The 20,605-nt window shown below is 45.4% G+C and carries 18 protein-coding genes and 1 tRNA gene; 5 read left to right on the forward strand and 14 right to left on the reverse strand.

Annotation, left to right across the window (positions count from 1 at the left end; all coding sequences use genetic code 11):
• Positions 1-40: 40 nt before the first annotated feature.
• The 3 genes from ACXIT9_RS12620 to ACXIT9_RS12630 all read right to left on the reverse strand — a co-directional run bounded on the left by ACXIT9_RS12620 (position 41) and on the right by ACXIT9_RS12630 (position 3,323).
• Complete coding sequence (locus ACXIT9_RS12620; RefSeq protein ID WP_458056600.1) at positions 41-712, reverse strand: GLPGLI family protein; 672 nt, start codon at positions 710-712, stop codon at positions 41-43.
• Between the two features lie 453 nt (positions 713-1,165).
• Positions 1,166-1,957, reverse strand: a complete 792-nt coding sequence (locus ACXIT9_RS12625; RefSeq protein WP_458056601.1) for a (Fe-S)-binding protein — start codon at positions 1,955-1,957, stop codon at positions 1,166-1,168.
• 22 nt (positions 1,958-1,979) lie between these two features.
• Complete coding sequence (locus ACXIT9_RS12630; protein WP_458056602.1) at positions 1,980-3,323, reverse strand: 4Fe-4S dicluster domain-containing protein; 1,344 nt, start codon at positions 3,321-3,323, stop codon at positions 1,980-1,982.
• Positions 3,324-3,430: 107 nt separating this feature from the next.
• Here ACXIT9_RS12630 and ACXIT9_RS12635 point away from each other — a divergent pair.
• Positions 3,431-3,503, forward strand: a tRNA-Phe gene (locus ACXIT9_RS12635).
• Between the two features lie 437 nt (positions 3,504-3,940).
• Here the strand turns inward: ACXIT9_RS12635 and ACXIT9_RS12640 are convergent.
• The 7 genes from ACXIT9_RS12640 to accD all read right to left on the reverse strand — a co-directional run bounded on the left by ACXIT9_RS12640 (position 3,941) and on the right by accD (position 10,731).
• Positions 3,941-5,197 (reverse strand): pseudouridine synthase, encoded by a 1,257-nt coding sequence (locus ACXIT9_RS12640; RefSeq protein ID WP_458056603.1) that lies wholly within the window; start codon positions 5,195-5,197, stop codon positions 3,941-3,943.
• Between the two features lie 117 nt (positions 5,198-5,314).
• Positions 5,315-6,127 (reverse strand): N-acetylmuramic acid 6-phosphate etherase, encoded by an 813-nt coding sequence (murQ, locus tag ACXIT9_RS12645; RefSeq protein WP_458056604.1) that lies wholly within the window; start codon positions 6,125-6,127, stop codon positions 5,315-5,317.
• Positions 6,114-6,959 (reverse strand): N-acetylglucosamine kinase, encoded by an 846-nt coding sequence (locus ACXIT9_RS12650; protein ID WP_458056605.1) that lies wholly within the window; start codon positions 6,957-6,959, stop codon positions 6,114-6,116. The genes murQ and ACXIT9_RS12650 overlap by 14 nt, the downstream gene beginning before the upstream one ends.
• Entirely contained in the window at positions 6,956-7,189 is a 234-nt protein-coding gene (locus tag ACXIT9_RS12655; protein ID WP_458056606.1) for a cytochrome b5 domain-containing protein, read from the reverse strand. The genes ACXIT9_RS12650 and ACXIT9_RS12655 overlap by 4 nt, the downstream gene beginning before the upstream one ends.
• Complete coding sequence (locus ACXIT9_RS12660) at positions 7,182-8,345, reverse strand: formimidoylglutamase (protein ID WP_458056607.1); 1,164 nt, start codon at positions 8,343-8,345, stop codon at positions 7,182-7,184. Before ACXIT9_RS12660 ends, ACXIT9_RS12655 begins: the two co-directional genes overlap by 8 nt.
• A gap of 103 nt (positions 8,346-8,448) precedes the next feature.
• Entirely contained in the window at positions 8,449-9,753 is a 1,305-nt protein-coding gene (gene nqrF / locus ACXIT9_RS12665; protein ID WP_458056608.1) for an NADH:ubiquinone reductase (Na(+)-transporting) subunit F, read from the reverse strand.
• Positions 9,754-9,888: 135 nt separating this feature from the next.
• Positions 9,889-10,731 (reverse strand): acetyl-CoA carboxylase, carboxyltransferase subunit beta, encoded by an 843-nt coding sequence (accD, locus tag ACXIT9_RS12670; protein ID WP_458056609.1) that lies wholly within the window; start codon positions 10,729-10,731, stop codon positions 9,889-9,891.
• A 217-nt stretch (positions 10,732-10,948) separates the two neighbouring features.
• Between accD and ACXIT9_RS12675 the strand changes: the two genes are divergently transcribed.
• A complete protein-coding gene (locus ACXIT9_RS12675) occupies positions 10,949-12,592 on the forward strand; it encodes a carbon starvation CstA family protein (protein ID WP_458056610.1) in 1,644 nt (547 codons plus the stop codon).
• Between the two features lie 34 nt (positions 12,593-12,626).
• On the opposite strand, the gene ACXIT9_RS12680 is transcribed toward ACXIT9_RS12675, so the two are convergent.
• From ACXIT9_RS12680 to ACXIT9_RS12695, 4 genes are all read right to left on the reverse strand, one after another.
• Complete coding sequence (locus tag ACXIT9_RS12680) at positions 12,627-12,821, reverse strand: hypothetical protein (RefSeq protein WP_458056611.1); 195 nt, start codon at positions 12,819-12,821, stop codon at positions 12,627-12,629.
• 86 nt (positions 12,822-12,907) lie between these two features.
• The gene (gene infB, locus ACXIT9_RS12685; RefSeq protein ID WP_458056612.1) at positions 12,908-15,982 is read right to left on the reverse strand and encodes a translation initiation factor IF-2; all 3,075 of its coding nucleotides are present in this window, start codon (positions 15,980-15,982) and stop codon (positions 12,908-12,910) included.
• Positions 15,983-16,063: 81 nt separating this feature from the next.
• Positions 16,064-17,311, reverse strand: a complete 1,248-nt coding sequence (gene nusA / locus ACXIT9_RS12690; RefSeq protein ID WP_458056613.1) for a transcription termination factor NusA — start codon at positions 17,309-17,311, stop codon at positions 16,064-16,066.
• Between the two features lie 4 nt (positions 17,312-17,315).
• The gene (locus ACXIT9_RS12695; RefSeq protein ID WP_458056614.1) at positions 17,316-17,789 is read right to left on the reverse strand and encodes a ribosome maturation factor RimP; all 474 of its coding nucleotides are present in this window, start codon (positions 17,787-17,789) and stop codon (positions 17,316-17,318) included.
• A gap of 427 nt (positions 17,790-18,216) precedes the next feature.
• Between ACXIT9_RS12695 and ACXIT9_RS12700 the strand changes: the two genes are divergently transcribed.
• The 3 genes from ACXIT9_RS12700 to ACXIT9_RS12710 are packed head-to-tail and all read left to right on the forward strand — an operon-like array spanning position 18,217 to position 20,599.
• Positions 18,217-19,245, forward strand: a complete 1,029-nt coding sequence (locus ACXIT9_RS12700; protein WP_458056615.1) for a rod shape-determining protein — start codon at positions 18,217-18,219, stop codon at positions 19,243-19,245.
• A gap of 6 nt (positions 19,246-19,251) precedes the next feature.
• A complete protein-coding gene (gene mreC, locus ACXIT9_RS12705; RefSeq protein ID WP_458056616.1) occupies positions 19,252-20,088 on the forward strand; it encodes a rod shape-determining protein MreC in 837 nt (278 codons plus the stop codon).
• On the forward strand, positions 20,078-20,599 hold the full coding sequence (locus ACXIT9_RS12710) for a rod shape-determining protein MreD (RefSeq protein ID WP_458056617.1): 522 nt from the start codon (positions 20,078-20,080) through the stop codon (positions 20,597-20,599). Before mreC ends, ACXIT9_RS12710 begins: the two co-directional genes overlap by 11 nt.
• Positions 20,600-20,605 lie beyond the last annotated feature (6 nt).

Raw genomic sequence — 20,605 nt, forward strand, 5'->3', positions numbered from 1 at the left:
AGAGTCGTGATAATGATTTCATTTTTGTTTTCCAAGCCAACTAATCCCCTTTCCCCGCCTTCTTCAATTGCCTAATTTCTCTTCTGCTCCAGCTTCTCCAAATATCATCCTCCGATACGGCAAAGCCCATGTCATCCGGCATCCTGACCTCCCGCTCTACCTGCTTGATTTCGGTGACGAGTGTTCTATATCCTGAATCTAAAGTATAAGATATTTCTAAAATTAAACCAGGTAAACCTGTATATCGATTAGGACCAAGCGGCGCCTCAATTTCTGGTGTGAACCAAGCAATGATGTCTCCACTATCCTGGTCTGTAAATCCAAACTCATTAGGTAAAATAGCCTTTTGACAAGAATACCCTAAAATTTCTTTTGTTTCTTTGGTTAGCTGCCAAGGTAAGGGTTCGGGGTTTTGAGGGGTGTGAATGCGCGTACCATCCTCTAATGTTCTGATGATATGTCGAGAATCGTCAGCTTTGAAAAAAATAGAGTAGTAGTTATGGGATAACTCAGCTTGAAATCCTTGAGGTGTCACCCAAGTTCGCGCTTCTATCGGACATAAATACTCGGAGATATTGTCGGAGATGAAGAGATATACCTCATTTTGTAGATTTAAATGAGGAGCTCCCGTCGTATACGTAACCTGTAACGTTTTCTGTGCCTGCACGAAGGAAATCAAGAAGCAAAGCACGGTAGTGAGTAGTGTTTTCATCCTATTTACTCTTTTTGTAGAAATGAATTTTAAACTACCACCCTGAATGGGGGTAATAGAGGTTTTGATTAGGTAGGTTTACTTACCTTTTTTTATTCAAGGATTGCTGTGCTGCTGTTAATCCACCTAAACTAGCATTCACCTGAGCTACCTATTAGGTAACCGCAAAAGATTCCGGACTCCTTTCCAGTAATTTCACATCTGCGAGACTAGCTAATGAAAATGAAGCAGCCTGAACGCGAGATAGGCTTTATACTGGAACGAGCACCAGCGAAAACAAAGATATTTTCACATAATATTATTGTTTAGATAATATATAGAATTTTTAATCCTATTTATTGACCAAATGATTATGCTTTAAAATTAAAAAATAAAACAAACGAAACAATACTTCGAGCAAAAAAAACAGGTCACTACGTGACCTGTTTACCTTTAGAAGGAAGATGTCTAGGATTAGATTCCCATGTCTCTAGCTACCATTTCCGCTAAATCGTACACCTGAACAGAATCTTCTTTTTCCTTATTTTTAATGCCATCCGTCATCATCGTCAAACAAAATGGGCATCCCACGGCCACCGCTGAAGCGCCTGTCTGAAGTGCCTCTTCTGTTCGCTCGATATTAATGTCCTTTTTACCAGGCTCCGGCTCCTTAAACATTTGGGCACCACCCGCACCACAGCAAAGCCCTTTCGTGCGGCAGCGCTTCATTTCTACTAGCTCTACATCCAGTGCCTTTATTACCTCGCGAGGTGCTTCGTACACATCATTCGCACGCCCGAGGTAGCAACTGTCATGAAAGGTAATTTTTTTGCCTTTAAAACTACCACCGCCCTTTAGCACGACACGGCCCTCCTGAATTAACTGCTGCAAAAACTGCGAGTGATGGATGACCTCATAGTTTCCGCCGAGCTCGGGATATTCATTTTTAATCGTGTTAAAGCAGTGGGGACAAGCCGTCACCACCTTTTTAATATTGTACCCGTTAAGCACCTGAATATTAGCTACCGCCTGCATCTGAAAGAGAAACTCATTTCCGGCACGGCGGGCAGGATCTCCGGTGCAGGTCTCCTCGTTTCCGAGTACAGCAAAATTTACCCCTACCTTATTCAAAATCTTTACGAAGGCCTGCGTTACAGCTTTGTAGCGATCATCAAAGGATCCCGCACAGCCCACCCAAAAAAGCACTTCAGGTTCATGTCCATTAGCGGCCATCTCGGCCATAGTAGGTACTTTATACGTTGTCATTATTTTCCGGCTTAAATCTAAATTATTTTTCCATTTGTTCTTCCTTCACCTTATCGGCCCAGTTAAAGCGATCTGTAGGAGCGAATTTCCATGGTGAAAAAGAGGTCTCCATATTTTGGAAAACCGCATTCCACTGCGCTGGGGTGCCCGACTCCTCCATAGCCACATAACGACGCAGCTGCAGTATAATCGATAAGGGGTCTATGTTGACAGGACAAGCTTCTGTACAGGCGTTACAGGTGGTGCAAGCATTGATCTCTTCTTTCGTGATATAATCACCCAGCAGTGATTTACCATCTTCTAGACCTTTACCGCCGGCGTCCAAACTTTTCCCTACTTCTTCCGCACGATCACGTACATCCATCATAATCTTGCGTGGCGAAAGTTTTTTCCCTGTCAAATTCGCCGGGCATTCTGCTGTACAGCGCCCACACTCGGTACAACTATACGCATTCATCACGTTTACCCAGGAAAGGTCATTGACATCTTTGGCGCCAAAGCGCCCTATCTCCGCAGGGGCAGACTCGCTAGCACCTCCCTCCGGCTGAATGCCGAGCATCATATTGACTTCATTCGTCACCTCTGGCATATTTCCAATCTCTCCCTTCGGCTTCAAGTTAGAATACCAAGTGTTCGGAAATGCCAAGAAAATGTGTAAGTGCTTGGAATAGGTTACATAAATGGCAAAACCCAGGATTCCCACAATGTGGAACCACCAAGCGAAACGCTCCGTGAAGAGAAGCGCACTATCCGACATGCCTTGGAAAAGCGGTTGAATCAAGCCACTAAAGAACAATCCATCTAGAAGCACATATTTCTCCACACCCCGCTCTGCCAGAATCTGATCGGTAGCATTCATGGTAAGAATCGCAAACATCAAGATGATTTCGATGATCAAAATTAAATTGGCATCCAGAGCTGGCCAGCCTTTAAGCTCCCCCATTCGAAAGCGCTTGATGTGCATCACATTTCTTCGAACCAGAAATGCTACACAAGAAACCAGTACAGCGATCGCTAGAAATTCGAACATGTTCATGGCCACAGTGTAAAGCCCACCCAGTACCGGCGCAAAGACCCTGTGTGCTCCTGAAAGACCGTCGATAATAAATTCCAGCACCTCTAAGTTGATGATGATGAATGCGACATAAATGAGTAAGTGAAGAAAGGCTGGAATAAAGCGCTTAAACATCTTCTTTTGACCTAAGGCCACCAGCAGCATCGTCTTCCAGCGTTCTTCCGGTTGGTCATTCCGCTGCTCGCGCTTGCCTAAAAAGATGTTCCTACGTAAGAAGGAGACCCTCTTGTATAAAACCACCCCTGCGATGGCAAAAATGACCAAAAAAGCAATTTGAGGTAACACACTCATACTGTTTGATTTATTGTTTATTGATGTTTTTTTTGATAATTATTTTGTTCAGAGTATTTGCAAGTATCGATCTTATGCCTACCTTTGCATCACAATAACGGTCAAACGGTGATGTAGCTCAGTTGGTAGAGCATCGGACTGAAAATCCGTGAGTCGGTGGTTCGAGTCCACTCATCACCACATAAAGCCCTCTCAGAGGGCTTTTTCTTTTATACACCCGGGATACCTTTTGGGCTTCGTACATGAACGGCATCTTAGCCTCCGCACGCATGATGCTACGCCACGCGAATGGACAACGGGTATACACTTTCCTTTTTTTCTTGTCCTCCTGGCAGGCAGTTATTTCTTTGGTGCTCTGATTCATAGTGGATGGCTTACACACATTTAACAAGATGCAAAATACAAAATAGTAGGCATGCATACTATTTATCTTATTAATTTAAAATCGGTCTAAGTTGTTTGGATTTTACCGCACCTTCTCTTATTCCTCTTTAAATATCTTTATTTTTTACCGAATAGGCATAAAAAAAGGCCGTACTTTCTGAAAGAAAAGCACGGCCCCTGCTGTTTGTCAAGGATCAACTACTAAACCGAAGGATTCTCGCTCTAGTAGCGTATTACACAAAGTACTTTAAGTTGACCACCTCTTTCTCACTCAAGAAACGATAATCTCCTCTTTTGATATCTTTTTTCGTTAGTCCGGCATACATGACCCGATCCAGCGCTGTTACCTCATACCCAAAATGGGCAAAGATACGACGTACGATACGGTTTCTGCCGATATGAATTTCCAAGCCTAGAATGCGGCGATCTTTAGAAAGCACCTGCATATCATCGACTTGCACGGCACCATCTTCCAGTTCAAAACCCGCTAAAATCGTCTCCTCATCATTTCGCGTTAGTGGCTTATCTAAGGTCACCTGATAGATTTTTTTAATTTTATTACTTGGATGGGACAGTTTCGCTGCCAGCTCACCATCATTCGTAAAGAGCAGCAGGCCCGTGGTGTTCCGATCTAAACGACCTACAGGAAACATGCGCTCTTTTCCCGCATTTTTTACCAGGTTCATGACTGTTTTACGCTCCAGTGGATCTTCTGTGGTCGTGATAAAGTCTTTTGGCTTGTTTAGAAGCACATAGACGGGCTTCTCCGGATAGATACGCTTCCCTTTAAAAGTTACCACATCCGTAGCAGCTACCTGAGCCCCTAAGGCGGTCACCACCTCACCATTTACTTTCACTTCTCCTTCAGCGATCAGCGTATCCGCCTCCCTTCGCGAGCAAATACCCGCATTGGCAATAAATTTATTTAGACGCAGCAAAGCTTTAGGCGTCTTGTTGCGTTTCTCTTCGATTCTGGAGAAATCGTAAGTAGGACGCTCCTGCTCTTCTGTGGCTCTGGCTTTCCCTTTAAATTCTTTAAACGGCTTTCTCTTTCCTTTTCCTTCTTTGGCTTCGCCAAAAACCGGACGCTCCTGTTTGTCTCTACCAACATAAGCACGAGGACTAGTTTCCTTTTCGGCACCTTGGACCACTCCCTTTTGGCCTGCCTTTCCCGCGCGCTCGCCTTTGGATTTAAACCCTTGTGGACCTTTGCCAAAACGCTCTTGGTCCCGCACTTCAGATTTTTTATACTGCTGAACAGCTTTTGCGACATCGGTCTCTTCGATTTGGCCTGTGGCCAACATGCGCTTCACCTTCGCTGCAAAGTCCCCTTCCTGGGCGGGCTTCCCTGAATACAGTCCCCCTTTTCCTTTAGCGGCATAGCGCTGAGCACTTGACGTATTCGACTTGGTGGGCTTAGACGACGTTCTACGCTCGCCAGAAGCACCTTTGAACGAATTACTTTTGTTGTTCTTATTGTTGTTTTTCATAATCGTTGCAACATCCCTGCTGTAAAAGAATAAACCCCGAGCATAGCGCTACGGGGCTGCAAATATACAACAAATAATCTGTTAATGTGAAGAAATAAATTAAAGTGCATCAGCACGTTAGGACTGAGACTTGTAGAAGTCTTCTACTGCAGCCCTGACAGAGCCTTTGGCTAGGAGCAGTTGTTTTGCCTCTGCTTCAGCAAGGCCCGTGGACTCCATAATCATACGCGTACCCCGAAGCACCAGCTTTTCATTGGAAAGCTGCATATCCACCATTTTATTCCCTTTCACTCTTCCTAGTTTGATCATGACACTTGTGGAGATCATGTTTAGCAAAAGCTTTTGGGCTGTGCCCGCCTTCATACGGGTACTTCCTGTGACAAACTCAGGACCTACGATCGCTGCGATCGGGTGCTCAGAGACAGCCGCGAGTGGAGTGTCGGCATTACATGTGATGCAGGCGGTGAGAAGTCCTTTTTCGCGGGCGGTGCGGATGGCTCCGATCACGTAAGGGGTAGTTCCTGAGGCGGCAATGCCGATGATACTGTCCTGAGGATGGAAGCCATGCTGCTGGATATCGAGCCAGCCCTGTTCTTCATCGTCTTCGGCATTTTCGACGGCCTTTCGGATGGCTTGATCACCCCCAGCGATCAGCCCGATTACCCGATCATCAGGCACTCCATAGGTGGGTGGACATTCGGAGGCATCCAATATCCCGAGCCGACCACTCGTTCCAGCACCGATGTAGAAGAGCCGACCTCCTGCCTGCATCCGAGGGATAAGAGCTAGAATAAATTGTTCGGCATTCGGAATTACCTTGGCCACCGCTTCGGGCACTTTGCGGTCTTCTTCATTCATGTGGCGGAGTAGATCTCCGACCTCCATAAGTTCGAGGTTATCGTATAAAGAGGGGCTTTCAGTCGTTTTCATCGGCAGAATGATATAGGGTGAGACCAGCGATAGGGGTTTCCAGAATCGTCGCCACCGGCATATGGTACCGCGCAGCCACACGACGCAGGATATCACTATTGTAAAAAGCAATAGACCCTACAAAGCTAACAGTTTTCTCCGTATAATTCTCGTATTTGACAATGTGCTTTTCGAAGAATTTTACAAAAGCCTGTTCTATTAATAAAAAACAATAGGGATCTGACTTATTTTCCGTTATAAATTCACAGAAGCTCGCAAGGTATTTACCTGGGAAAGGCGCTTGATAGACATTTTGAATAATCGTGGCATAATCTAGGGCCTGCTTTTTTAGGAGCTTTTCACGCACGCGGGCTGGCATTTCATCATGGATAAAGTCGAGGATAAACTGCTTGCCGATGGCAGAACCGCTACCTTCGTCGCCTAAAATAAAGCCTGGAGCAGGACGTTTTGCGATAATTTGTACGCCATCATAGTCACAACTGTTACTTCCGGTACCTAATATACAGGAAATGCCAGCTTTTCGACCTAGTGTGGCCCTTGCTGCGGCCATCATATCATGCTGGACGTCGATGACAGCACTTGGAAAGACCTCTCGCAGACAGTGCGCCACGCGCAATTTATTTTCGGGAAGTGTACAACCCGCACCGTAGAAAAAAACCTTTTGTGTATGTTTGCCTAAGTCTTGAAGAAACCCCTGTGCGAGGGCCTCCCGAATCTCTGCATCTTTTTGATAGTTCGGATTAAAACCTGGGCTTCGAAACTGTGAAATTTTCCCTTTATCGATGACTCTCCAGTCTGTTTTACTGGCACCGCTATCTGCTAGTACGATCATTTTTTAAGCGTTCCTATAACTTGAAATTTTAAAAAAACCTGCTCTGTATGGGGCGCTTGTGCCAGCTCCTCTGTCAGATCTTGACCGGCCCAGTGTTCATAATGTTTACCGTTTTTCCAAAGCCTAGAGCTGGTAACATCGTATATTTTACCTGCATAGGCGACCCAAACCTCTGGTTTATCTTGACCATTTCGTAGGGCCAGCTGACTTTTTGTGTATTCTTTACCCATTTTTAAGCTGTGCTTGAATCCAGCGATCTGGAATTTCACCTGATAAAGCCAGCGCATAGTCTTCCCGTGTACAGGGGATAATACTTGCCCGTTTGTGCCGCAAGGGGAAAAACCCATCGAGCTGGGCGGGAGGAATTTCCATCCACCACTTGTTCGTCCGCTTACTTTTATAAAAGGTAAGCACACCCTCTTTTGTATCCAAGGAAACCGTGTACTTCATGTAATCTACAGAATCGAATGATAAGTTGCGCTCACGCTCATAAAAACCATCGATAAAATACCAGAGCATAACAGCAGCTACTTGAGCAGTGCGGTTATGCGCATCGTCATAATAGGGCTGATAGCCATACAAGCCAAAGGAAGAAAGCTTTTCACTATTGCCCGCAAATCGAGCCAGCTGACAGGCCTCCGTAGCCGAAAGACCAAAAGCCTGTGCATCGTTTACTCCAGGCGCATCGGCAGCCTGAATGGCACAAAGGTCAAAGGAGACCAGGTCCGTTTGCCGCATCAGCGGCTCCACCTCACTAATATCAGCACGCAACTCTCCTAGTCGTAAAAGATCAAAGTTCAGTTTCTCTATCGCCAGCAGCAGATCCGGGTCATTTAAATAGCGCTGATAAGCAATATGCGCAGAAGAGAACAAGAAATTAGGCTCATGCAGAATAATCTGTTGCGTATGTGCTGCGCAGGGGGCTCCTGAGAGTTCCTCCATGTCCACTTTAGCATCCACAGTTAAGAGAGAAACCATCTTATTCATCCCCTCATAAGCCCTGTACTGCCCGATGTCTAGGTCATGGCTTCCGCCAAAAAAAATGGGTAACAATTGCCTTTCCAGACAACGCTGTCCTACTTCTGCTATGCGTGCATAGGTCTCTTCTAAGGTTTCTCCAGGGATAAGATCGCCTAAATCGGCTACTTTGATACGAGCATCATGCTTCATTAAGCGGTAGAGCTTTTCACGAATCTCATAGCTACCACGCTCCATACTTTGCCTGTCGTGGACACCACGTGCCTCTGTTAACCCAATGAGCACGATATCAATATGCGACAGATCAGGAAAAAAGCCTGTATGCGCATAAATATGGGCATAAAATGACCGAGGATGATAATTTACTTGTGCGAGTTCTTCCGAGATAGGATAGAAAAAATTTTCCAAGGGCTAGGGGATTAAGACTTTTCCAAAAATACGGATTTTTTTTTGGCTTGAAAAGCAGAAAACCCCGACAAGCGGGGTTTCCTTACAGGGTAGCTGGTGTCTTTTAGCCACCGAAATCATCAAAACGGATATTCTCGTCAGGAATGCCTAAGTCTTCAAGCATTTTAAGGACTGCTGAGTTCATCAATGGGGGTCCACAGAGATAAAACTCGATTTCATCTGGATCAGGATGATCCTTTAGATAATTATCATATAACACCTGATGGATAAATCCTACATAACCATCACCTTCTTTATCCTCTAATGAAGTTTTTAATTTCCAGTTATCCTCTGGGAATGGCTCAGAAAGACCGATATGGAAGGAGAAGTTCGGGAAATCTTTCTCGATATCTCGGAAATGAGGTACATAGAAGAGCTCTTTTTTCGAACGTCCCCCATACCAGTAGGAAACTTTTCGATCCGACTTTTCTGTATGGAAAAGATGGAAGATGTGCGAACGAAGTGGCGCCATACCTGCACCCCCTCCGATATAAATCATTTCTCTTTGGGTAGGATTGATATGGAATTCACCATATGGTCCTGAGATCGTCACTTTGTCACCGCTTTTCTGTGCGAAAACATAAGAGGAACAGATCCCTGGATTTACATCCATCCATTTATTATTCGCTCTATCCCACGGTGGCGTAGCGATACGAATGGTCAGCATGACGATGTTACCTTCTGCTGGGTGGTTCGCCATGGAGTAAGCGCGGAAAATTTCCTCGTCATTTTTCATGACAAGGTCCCACATGCCGAACTTGTCCCATTCCGATTTATACACATCTGGCTTATGACCTAACTCAGGATGAGGCGTAATGTCGATATCTTTAAAGTTTACCGTCACTGGCGGAACGTCCACCTGAATATATCCTCCTGGCTCGAAATCTAGGGTCTCGCCTTCAGGTAGTTTAACTTTGAATTCTTTAATGAACGTAGAAACGTTATAGTTGGAAACTACTTCGCATTCCCACTTCTTGATACCGAAAATCTCTTCCGGAATACGAATACGCATGTCTTGCTTTACTTTTACTTGGCAAGAAAGGCGCACTTTCTCTTGTTTTTCAGCACGTGACAGGTGACCTTCTTCCGTAGGCAGTACTTCACCACCTCCATCTTCGATCACACATTTACACATGGCACAAGTTCCACCGCCTCCACAGGCGGAAGGAAGGAATATCTTTTTATTCGACAGGGTGTTTAACAAGGTCGTTCCGGCGGAAGCCACAATAGGGTTTTTTTCATCCCCATTAATGATAATCTTCACATCTCCAGAGTTCACAAGTTTCGACTGGGCGAACAATAAGATAAACACGAGTAGCAAGATAATGAAAGTAAATGCTACAATCGATGTAATAATTACAGAACCCATTTAACTATGATTTACATTTATTTACGGTACGCGGTATGCTATTCCCTACAAATATATTATATAAAAGAAGAAAAAGCAGGCTTTTTACTGAAGAATTCTTCTTTCTTTCTTCCGAAGAACACGCCAAAGAAGCGTTTAGTTCTTTAGTAATTGAAGGAGTGTACTAATTCTGCTTTTCAACTGTCTTCTATCGATTATGAAATCCAAAAATCCGTGTTCTAGTACGAATTCGGAACTTTGAAAGCCTTTTGGCAAGTCTTTACCTATCGTTTCCCGGATCACACGGGGACCTGCGAAACCAATTAATGCCCCTGGTTCTGCGATATTAAAATCACCTAACATGGCATAGGAGGCCGTAACTCCACCTGTAGTCGGATCGGTAAGTAATGAAATATACGGGATACCTGCCTCATCGAGACGGGCCAGCTTGGCGGAAGTCTTGGCCATCTGCATCAAGCTAAAGCCAGCCTCCATCATACGTGCTCCACCGGACTTAGAAATCATCATAAAAGGAATTTGATGAGCTAAAGCATAATCGATAGCACGTGCGATCTTCTCCCCTACGACAGATCCCATAGATCCACCGATAAAGTTAAAGTCCATACAGGCCACGACTAAGTCATGCCCATCACACTTGCCTACAGCGGCACGCACTGCATCGTTAAGTTCTGCCTTTTTAATCGAACTCTCTATCCGAGCAGTATATGGCTTCGTATCCACAAAATTAAGCGGGTCTGCTGAGCGCATATCCGCGTCTAACTCTTCAAATTTATTATGGTCGAATAGAATCGCGAAGTATTCTTTAGAGCCAATTTTGACATGGTAATCATCATCTGGACATACATACGCATTATTTTTTAATTCACGCGTATGAATGATATTCCCCTTCGGTGTCTTAAACCAAAGCCCATCCGGGGTGTCCTTTTTCTCCTCTGTGGAGGTCTTGATACCTTTGTCTGTACGTTTAAACCAAGCCATATTAACTTTTTTGGTGAAGAAAACATATTCAGGAAATGCAAATTTAGCCGCTTTCTCCATTAAATAAAATGAAAAGGCTATCTTACTATGCTTTACACGCATCTCCACCCGATAAGTTATGTCGATCCGTCGACAGCAAATTAGCGCATTTAAACCCTATCCCTAAACCGAATGCGCCTGATTCAGCGTTAAAACACAACATTAAACCCTGTATACCATGCAACTTATTTATCTGTTACTCGCTTCCGCAGTGCTTTTATTTTTCGCGTACCGCTTTTACGGAAAATACGTGTTCGCTAAGTTCAACTTACACGATCGGGAGCCTGCACCCGCGCACACCTTTAAAGATGGGGTGGATTATGTCCCAAGTAAACCTGGTGTTGTACTCGGACATCATTTTGCATCGATCGCTGGAGCAGGACCCATCGTCGGGCCTATTATCGCAGTAACTTTTGGCTGGATTCCTGCCGTCCTCTGGATTCTGCTGGGAGGTATTTTTTTCGGAGCCGTCCACGACTTGGGGAGCATCGCCGCCTCACTCAAGCATCAGGGCAAGTCCATAGGCGTCATTATAGAAAAAAATATCGGTCTTCAGGGCAAAAGACTGTTTATCCTTTTTTCCTTTTCCACACTCATTTTGGTCATCGCCGTTTTCGCTGACATCATCGCTAAAACCTTCGTGAATAATCCTGGTGTAGCCTCTGCATCCGCCCTTTTCATCGTGCTAGCGATGGTATTTGGACAGTTCAACCGCTTTTTCGGGGATACAAAAATGGGCTTCGCCTTGCTCACGATCATAGGTGTGAGCATCATGTATTACTTTGTATATCTTGGTATGCAGCTACCGTTAGCACTGTCCTATGACTTTTGGATCTACCTGCTCATGGCCTATGCTTTTTTTGCTTCAGTGGCACCGGTTTCCTTTCTGTTACAGCCCAGGGATTACTTGAATAGCTTTTTACTCTATGGGCTAATGTTAGCCGCTGTGGCAGGTATTCTGGTGGCGAACCCTACCATTACCATGGACAATGAAGTTCATATAAGTAGCGATAGTCTCGGCTACATATTCCCTGTCTTATTTGTCACCGTAGCCTGTGGTGCCATTAGTGGCTTTCATAGCTTGGTAGCTTCTGGGACTACCTCCAAGCAACTCGATAAGCCTAGTGATGCCAAGATTGTGGGTTTCGGCGGAATGCTTATTGAATCGTTTCTCGCAATTATTGCCGTAGGCTCCGTCTTGATTTTAAGTCGAGGTGAATACATCGAGCGGCTTAGCGCGGAAGGGCCGGTCCCCCTATTTGCTTCTGGCCTGGGCCAAATGATTAGTAGCCTCGGTCTCGAAGAAAGTTTTGCTACAGCCTTCGTCGCCCTCACCGTATCCGCCTTTGCGATGACCACCCTTGACACCTGTACCCGGCTCGCACGCTTTACCGTTCAGGAATATTTCGATAATGTACCTGAAAAACGTTTACGTGCCACAGGCCAAAACCGCTTTATCGCCACTGGATTTGTAGTAGTAGTCTCCATGCTCCTACTTACTTCGGGAGAATTCAGCACCTTATGGCCTATATTTGGTTCTGCGAACCAATTGCTCGCCGCATTGGCCCTCTTGGCAGTAGCTGTCTGGCTGATACGTCAAAAAGTAAAGGCGCACTTTGTTACCCTCCCCATGTTTTTTATGTTCGGAGTCACACTCAGCTCGCTCGCCCTATTTGCGATAAATAATTTTAAAAAAGAAGTTTATATCCTGTCGGCTATTGCTGCTGTCTTATTTGTTATGGCTCTTGCCCTCATTCTCCTTGCGCGGCAGCGCTTAAAAAGGGAAATCGCCTTAGAAAAGGAGGAGAAGTTATCGATCTGATGCTTTCCTGAATGCTTTTACCCCCTGCAGGAGACTAAAAAAAGAGGTACAAAACCCCAAAAAGGGCGGCGCCAAAGAGTGCCATGCCACCATAAACACGCAGGACCTTTAGGCGGTTAAAGCGATCCATAAACCATAGGACCAAAACAGGCCGAATAAATCCTACTAGCATATTTAAACAGCCCCAAAAGACAATAAAGAGTGCAAGGCCCTTGAGTAAATTCATCATCTATAGTTCCATTAACGAAAGAAAAGGCTGTCGACAAATCCGACAGCCTTTTTACTTCTATGATTTGCGCGGAAGCGCATACTACTTTACTTCTTACGCTTGATCTCCTGCATGGTATATCCTTCGATCGTATCGTCGATTTGAATATTATTATAATTCTTAATCGAGATACCGCATTCGTAGCCTGCTTTCACCTCAGCCACATCGTCTTTAAAGCGTTTCAGCTGATCGATATCACCATCGTGAATAACGATACCGTCACGAATCACGCGGATTTTGTTTTTACGTGTGATGAAACCATCGGTCACATAACAACCTGCCACGGTGCCGATTTTGGAAATTTTAAATACCTCGCGTACTTGGATATTACCCGTGATGACTTCTTCAAACTCCGGTTCCAACATGCCCTCGATGGCATCTTTTATTTGATTGATGGCATCATAGATAATGGAATAGTGACGGATTTCGATTTCTTCCTGCTCTGCAAGACGCTTTGCATTCGTAGAAGGTCGTACTTGGAAGCCGAGGATAATCGCATCAGAAGCGGAGGCGAGGAGCACATCAGATTCTGAGATTTGGCCCACACCTTTATGAATGATGTTGACACTTACCTCATCCTTACTTAATTTCAATAAAGAATCAGAAAGCGCCTCTACAGAGCCATCCACATCTCCTTTGATGATGATGTTTAACTCTTTAAAGCTACCGATAGCGAGACGGCGGCCGATTTCATCGAGCGTAATATGCTTCTTGGTACGCATGCTTTGCTCACGCAGAATCTGCTCACGAGAATTCGCGATTTCACGCGCTTCACGCTCATTATCGTAGACTTTAAAGGTGTCACCTGCCTGTGGAGCTCCGCTTAGACCTAGCACCTGAACGGGAGTGGACGGGCCAGCTTCTTTTAGCTTTTTCCCCGTATGATCGAACATCGCTTTCACGCGTCCGTAATGCTGTCCCGCTAAAATGACGTCTTGGACGCGCAGTGTTCCTGCCTGTACCATTACCGTAGCTACATATCCACGTCCTTTATCTAAGGAAGCTTCTACGACTGTTCCCACAGCATTTTTATCTGGATTAGCGGTCAGTTCTAATATTTCAGCTTCAAGAAGTACTTTCTCCAGTAATTCTTCCACACCAGCACCTGTTTTCGCCGAGATATCCTGAGACTGGTATTTACCGCCCCACTCTTCGACGAGTAAGTTCATGTTCGCAAGTGCTTCTTTTATCTTGTGTGGATTCGCATTAGGCTTATCTACCTTATTAATCGCAAAGATCATCGGTACTCCAGCCACCTGTGCGTGATTGATGGCCTCTTTCGTTTGCGGCATAATATCATCATCAGCAGCGATCACGATAATCGCCACATCGGTGATTTTAGCGCCACGTGCACGCATGGCCGTAAAGGCTTCGTGTCCAGGAGTATCTAGGAAAGCAATTTTATTTCCTTGCGCGGTTTTTACATCATATGCACCGATATGCTGAGTAATACCACCAGCCTCATCGGCCGTTACTTTAGATCGACGGATGTAATCCAGCAAGGAAGTCTTTCCGTGATCCACGTGTCCCATGATCGTGACGATAGGAGCGCGCGGAATTAAATCTTCTTCAGCATCTACATCTTCGATAATTTCTTCCTCTTCATCTGCCTTGGTGAAAGAAACTTCATACCCGAATTCATCGGCGATAACGGTGATGGCTTCTGCGTCTAAACGCTGATTAATGGACACGAACATGCCCAAGCTCATGCATGTAGAGATAATTTCGTTAACAGAAACATCCAAGAGTGAGGCCAGATCATTCGCTGAGATAAACTCGGTCACACGGAGTAATTTTGTTTCTTCCATGCCCGAATCGGAATCCCGACGGCTATCTTGGCGCTTATCTCTGCGGTTTTTACCTTTACCGCCACCGGATTTTCCGCCTCCTTGGAGACGTGCCAGTGTTTGTTTGATTTGATCTTGGATTTCCTTTTGTGTAGGCTCGGCTTTAACGGTGCGTTTGTCACCGCCACGTGGCTGATTACCTCCTCGTGGGTTTCGATTACCAGCAGGTCGATTATTTCCTGGCCCGCCCTGATTCGGACGGTTACCCCCTTGCCCCTGCGGACGAGGTCCCGTTTGATTTCCGGTAGCTCCAGGGGTACCGGGTGCACCTGGTTTATCAATGCGCTTACGCGGACGCTTTTTCTTATTGCCTCTTTCGTCCGAGCTGGCCACCGGTTTATTTCCGCCGCCTTTTTTCTTCGGACGCTCCACGGGAAGTTCGATTTTACCGAGGACCGTAAGTCCTTTTAGTGATTCTGCCTTCGCTGATATCACTTGTCCTTCTTGCGTATCGGATGCTTTGGCGTCTTCTTTCGGAGCAGGCACCTGCGCGGCGGCTTCTTTCTTGGGAGCCGGAGCGGTGGGCTCCTTGCCTTTCTCCTGCGCCTTTGGAGAAGTGTTGTCTTGTGCTTTTATCACCTTTTTACTATCGGCTGCCGGAGCAGACTCTTTATGGATTGCTGTTGATTTGGAGTCAGGCGTAGCTGCCGACACCGTAGTTTCTTTGGGTGGTTTAGATTCAGCGCGTGTAGAAGGATTCACTTCCGGCTGAGTGGGAGCAGCAGGAGGTGTAACAGGAGGTTTTTCTGCCTGCGGCTTCACAGCCTGAGGAGCTTTACTCTCAGCCGCTTTCGCTGGCTGTGGTGCTTCTTTCGGTTCTGGTGCTTTTTCGGCAGCTGGTTTCGGCGCAGGGGTTCCCTTACTACCTAGATCAATTTTACCTAACACCTTTATCCCCTGAAGTTTTGGCGCTTCCGCCTTCACTTTATCTTCCGCCTTCACTTCGGGCTTTTCAGCTGGCTTCGCTGCTGCCTGCGGTTTCGGCTCAGGTTTCTTATGCTCTGTTTTTTTCACTTCTTTCGCATCAGAAGCAGCTTCGATCGTGAAGTTTTCATGATGCCTTTTGCCTATAGAAAGATGGGAAGCTTCTTCCTTCTCTTTCGCAGAGGACTTGAATTCTTTTGCAAGCAGACTATACTGCTCACCACTAATTTTTGAGTTAGGGTTCAGCTCCACCTCATAGCCCTTTTTCCCTAGTGTCTCCACTATGGTGGCTAAGCCCACATTTAATTTTCGGGCGGCCTGACCTAATCTCATCATTTTTTCTTCTGACATACGCTAAAACCTCTTTCTAATTCTTTAGCAAATATAAGCGGTATAATCGTTAAAATTGTTATTATCGTTATAAGCCTTTTGCTACTGTTCAAACTCTTGTTTTAAAATTCTGAAGATCTCGACGATAGTTTCTTCTTCTAGTTCAGTCCTTCTAACCAGATCTTCTACGCTTAGACTCAGTACTGACTTAGCAGTATCTAGCCCTGTTTTCTTTAATTCTTCTATAATCCAAGCATCGATTTCATCGGAAAACTCCAATAAATCGACGTCTTCGTCATCCTCATACTCAGGGGTATCGCGAAATACATCGATCTCCATTCCTACCAAGCGGCTAGCCAAGCGGATGTTATATCCTCCTTTTCCGATAGCCAAAGATACTTGATCTGGTTTAAGAAATACTGAAATACGCATGTTTTCCTTGTCTAAAGTAATGGAAGTTACCTTAGCAGGGCTCAAGGCGCGGGCTACATAGAGTTCTAAATTCTCTGTGAAGTTGATCACATCGATATTCTCATTCTGCAATTCACGTACTACCGCATGGATACGACTTCCCTTCATTCCTACACAGGCTCCTACTGGATCGATGCGGTCATCATAGGATTCTACCGCCACTTTAGCTCGTTCACCTGGCTCTCGGACGACTTTTTTAATCGTAATGAGGCCGTCATAAATTTCTGGAACCTCATTTTCAAATAAGCGCTCTAGGAAAATCGGACTCGTACGAGAAAGGATAATCTTCGGATTTCCATTAATCATTTCCACCTTATGCACGATCGCTCGAATCATGTCTCCTTTGCGGAAGCGATCCTTCGGTATCTGCTCGCCCTTAGGCAAAGACAGCTCGTTGTTCTCAGCATCTACCAAAATAAGTTCTCTACCTAAAATCTGATAAAGCTCGGCTGTTATGATCTCGCCTACTAACTCCTCGTAATGCGCATATAAGTTATCCTTTTCTAAATCACGCACCTTCTGAATGAGCGTCTGCCGCGCCATCTGTACCGATCTTCTGCCGAATGATTCCAGCTCTATCTTTTCGTACACTTCCTCCCCGATTTCGAAATCAGGTTCGATGGCACGCGCTTCCGTAAGCGATATTTTATCGAAATCCCAGATATCCTCTGAATCATCGTCTACAATCTCTCGAATACGAAGGATTTCTAAGTCCCCCTTATCTGCATTTATCGTTACATCAAAATTCTCGTCTGTCTCATATTTCCTACGGATCATGGCTCTAAAAACATCCTCTAAAATACGGATCATCGTAGGTCTGTCCACATTTTTCTTGCCAGCAAATTCGGCAAAGGAGTCGATAAGTTCTTTTGCGTTCATGTAATTATTTGAAAGAGACTAACACAATTGATTTTTTTATTTCTTCGAAAGGTAAAACGATAGACTTTTCTTCCGCCTTTTTACCTTTTACTTTTTCTTTTACAAGCAGCTGTATTCCGCCCTCTTGGACTTCGGTCAGTTTACCTTCCAGCGCCAAGCCTGTCGTGATATTTACCTGCAGCTGTCTACCAATATTTTTTGTATACTGACGCGGGGTTTGTAGTGGAAAGTCCACACCTGGAGAGCTGCATTCGAGCACATAAGCATCCTCAAAAACAGCCTGCTCCTCTAATTCAGCACCCACTGCACGACTTACTGCCGCACAAACATCTATTTCTAATCCATGATCGGCATCGATCAAGACCTCTACTCGCATTCTCCCAGAAACTGGCTTTATGCGCACATCTACTAAGTAGTAGCGCTCATCCGGTAGATGCCGCTGCACCAGATCGGATACCACTTGCACTTTATCCATCATTCGAATCGATATAATGAAAGAGGGGACTTCTGTCCCCTCTACTGTTTTCTGATTTAACTAACCGCTACAAAGGTAAATAAAAAATATCAATATAAAAAAAGCGGAAACCAAGTGAAATAAAAGGCCTTTCAGGCATCTTCTTTGCTCCCAGCAGAAACAGGCGCTGCCCAGACCACTTTAAGACAGCCGATGAATAAGCCGAAGCCTGTACCTAAAAGGTCTGCCGGCCAACCGTTAACAGCACAAAAAAAATGTAGAGGAAAACACATATAATCAGATCAAAGTAATAATTTTGTAATCCGCTTGCCTCAACCTTAAGGCACCTGAACGTTCTCACCCTTTTCTTTTACGCCGGAATAACTGTCCGAAATTTGGGAAAAACAGCTCAAAATCATTTATACACGCTTACATACACTTCACGCTACATATGGGATTATTTGATTTTTTTTCTAGCGATATCGCGATCGACTTAGGAACTGCGAATACATTAATTATTCATAAAGAAAAAATAGTCGTGGATGAACCGTCCATTATCGCGATAGATCGTAGCAACAATAAAGTGCTTGCTATCGGAAAGGATGCGATGAACATGCATGAAAAAACGCATAAAAACATAGAAACCATCCGCCCGCTAAAAGACGGGGTGATCGCCGATTTCTATGCCGCCGAACAAATGATCCGAGGCCTTATCAAGATGATCCCTGGACATGGCTCCAGCTTTTTTCCGAAATCCCATCGCATGGTCATCTGCATTCCTTCTGGCATCACGGAGGTAGAAAAGCGTGCCGTACGCGATAGCGCCGAACATGCTGGCGCTAAAGAAGTCTACATGATTTATGAGCCCATAGCAGCTGCCATCGGGATCGGGATCGATATCGAAAAGCCGCTCGGCTCCATGATCGTGGATATCGGAGGCGGTACCACGGAAATCGCACTCATCGCGCTATCAGGTATCGTGGCAGATCAGTCCATCCGCGTGGCCGGAGATTCCTTCACGAAGGATATTCTCGACTACATGCGTCGTCAGCATAACCTGCTCATCGGAGAGCGCTCGGCCGAAAAAGTGAAAATCGCCATCGGATCCGCACTTACAGAGCTAGACGATGCACCCGAGGATTATGAAATCCGCGGGCGCGACCTCATGACCGGTATTCCTAAAGTCATCAAAGTCTCCTACTCTGAAGTGGCCTTTGCACTCGATAAGTCTGTCTCCAAAATCGAGGATGCCGTCCTGCGCGCTCTGGAAATCGCCCCACCAGAACTTTCCGCAGACATTTATGATAACGGCATTCACCTTACCGGAGGAGGAGCCCTGCTCAAAGGTCTCGACAAAAGACTCCACCAAAAAACAAAACTACCCATCCACATCGCCGAAGATCCGCTGCGCGCAGTGGTTAGAGGTACTGGAACAGCCCTTAAAAATCTGAACAGCTTTAAGTCTGTTTTGATGACCTAAATACGCATGCGAAAAATATTTCTGTTTCTCTATAAAACACGTGCCTTCCTACTTTTCGTTTTCCTTCAGGTGATCGCCCTGTCGCTGCTGTTCTCTAAACAGCCGCAGCAGGGTAGCACAGCCTTAAATAGCGCAAATAAGTGGGTAGGCGGAATTCTAGATACACAGAACACGATCCGAGAGTATTTTGCACTTCGCCAAATTAATGCGGGCCTTCTAGAAAAAAACACGAAACTGCTCCGTGAACTGGCCCTGTACCAGCAGGGCGTAGATAGCGTCTACATACCGCTGGACAGTATACAGCAGGAATACGCCTACTTCGGAGCCAAAATCATTCGAAACAGCATCCACCTGAACCGCAACTATTTCACTTTAAATAAAGGAAGTAAGGACGGGATTCAAGAAGGTATGGGGGTTTTTAATGAAGAAGGTGCCATCGGCAGAATTCGCTCCGTTAGCACAAATTATGCAGTAGGTTTCTCTATCCTGCATACAGAAACCAAGCTTTCCGCCGTTATAGCCTCTAGTGGAGTGCTCGGTTCTGTCAACTGGGACGGACAAAACCCGAAACAAGCGAAATTAGACTTTGTGCCCCGGCACGTAGAGGTAGAAGTCGGTGACCGAATCCTCACCTCGGGCTTTAACACCATTTTTCCACCCGGAATACCGGTAGGAAAAGTGAGTAAGGTGGAAACGGCCTCCGGTAATAGCAACTACCTCGATATCACTATCGACTTGGAAGTTAATTTTTCCAGCCTTAATTATGTCTACGTAGTGAACCATACCAACAAGGAAGAATTAAACGAATTACACGAAGCTGCCCAAATCGACGATGCCTTTTAACTCATTTTTACGTGAAATCGGTCATGGACTTCTCTTCCTAGTAGTGCAGGTTATTTTCCTGAAGCAGCTAGTCCTGTTCGGTTATGCCTTCCTGCTGCTATACCCCCTTTTTATCTTACTTCTTCCCATCCGGCGTAAATCACTTTCTTTACTGCTTATCTCCTTCCTGTATGGTTTACTGCTCGATGCTTTTTATGATACAGGAGGCATGCATACAGCAGCGCTACTCACTTTAGCGCTTGCGCGCAATCTTTGGCTGGAAGCCTTAACCCCGACCGGAGGATATGCCGATATAGAAAGGCCTCATGCCCTAAATATGGGAGTAGGCTGGTTTATCCTCTATGCTACACCGCTTCTGCTGCTACATCACCTGATCTTCTTCGGTTTAGATAGTCTTGGACTCGGAAACTGGGGACTGATGGCACTTAAAACCGGAAGTAGTCTGCTCCTGGCGCTAGGGGCTAGCCTAGTGGTGCAGCTGCTGTTTTACTCAAAAAAACGTGCGCTTTAAGCTACT

Source organism: Nitritalea sp. (assembly GCF_054166705.1).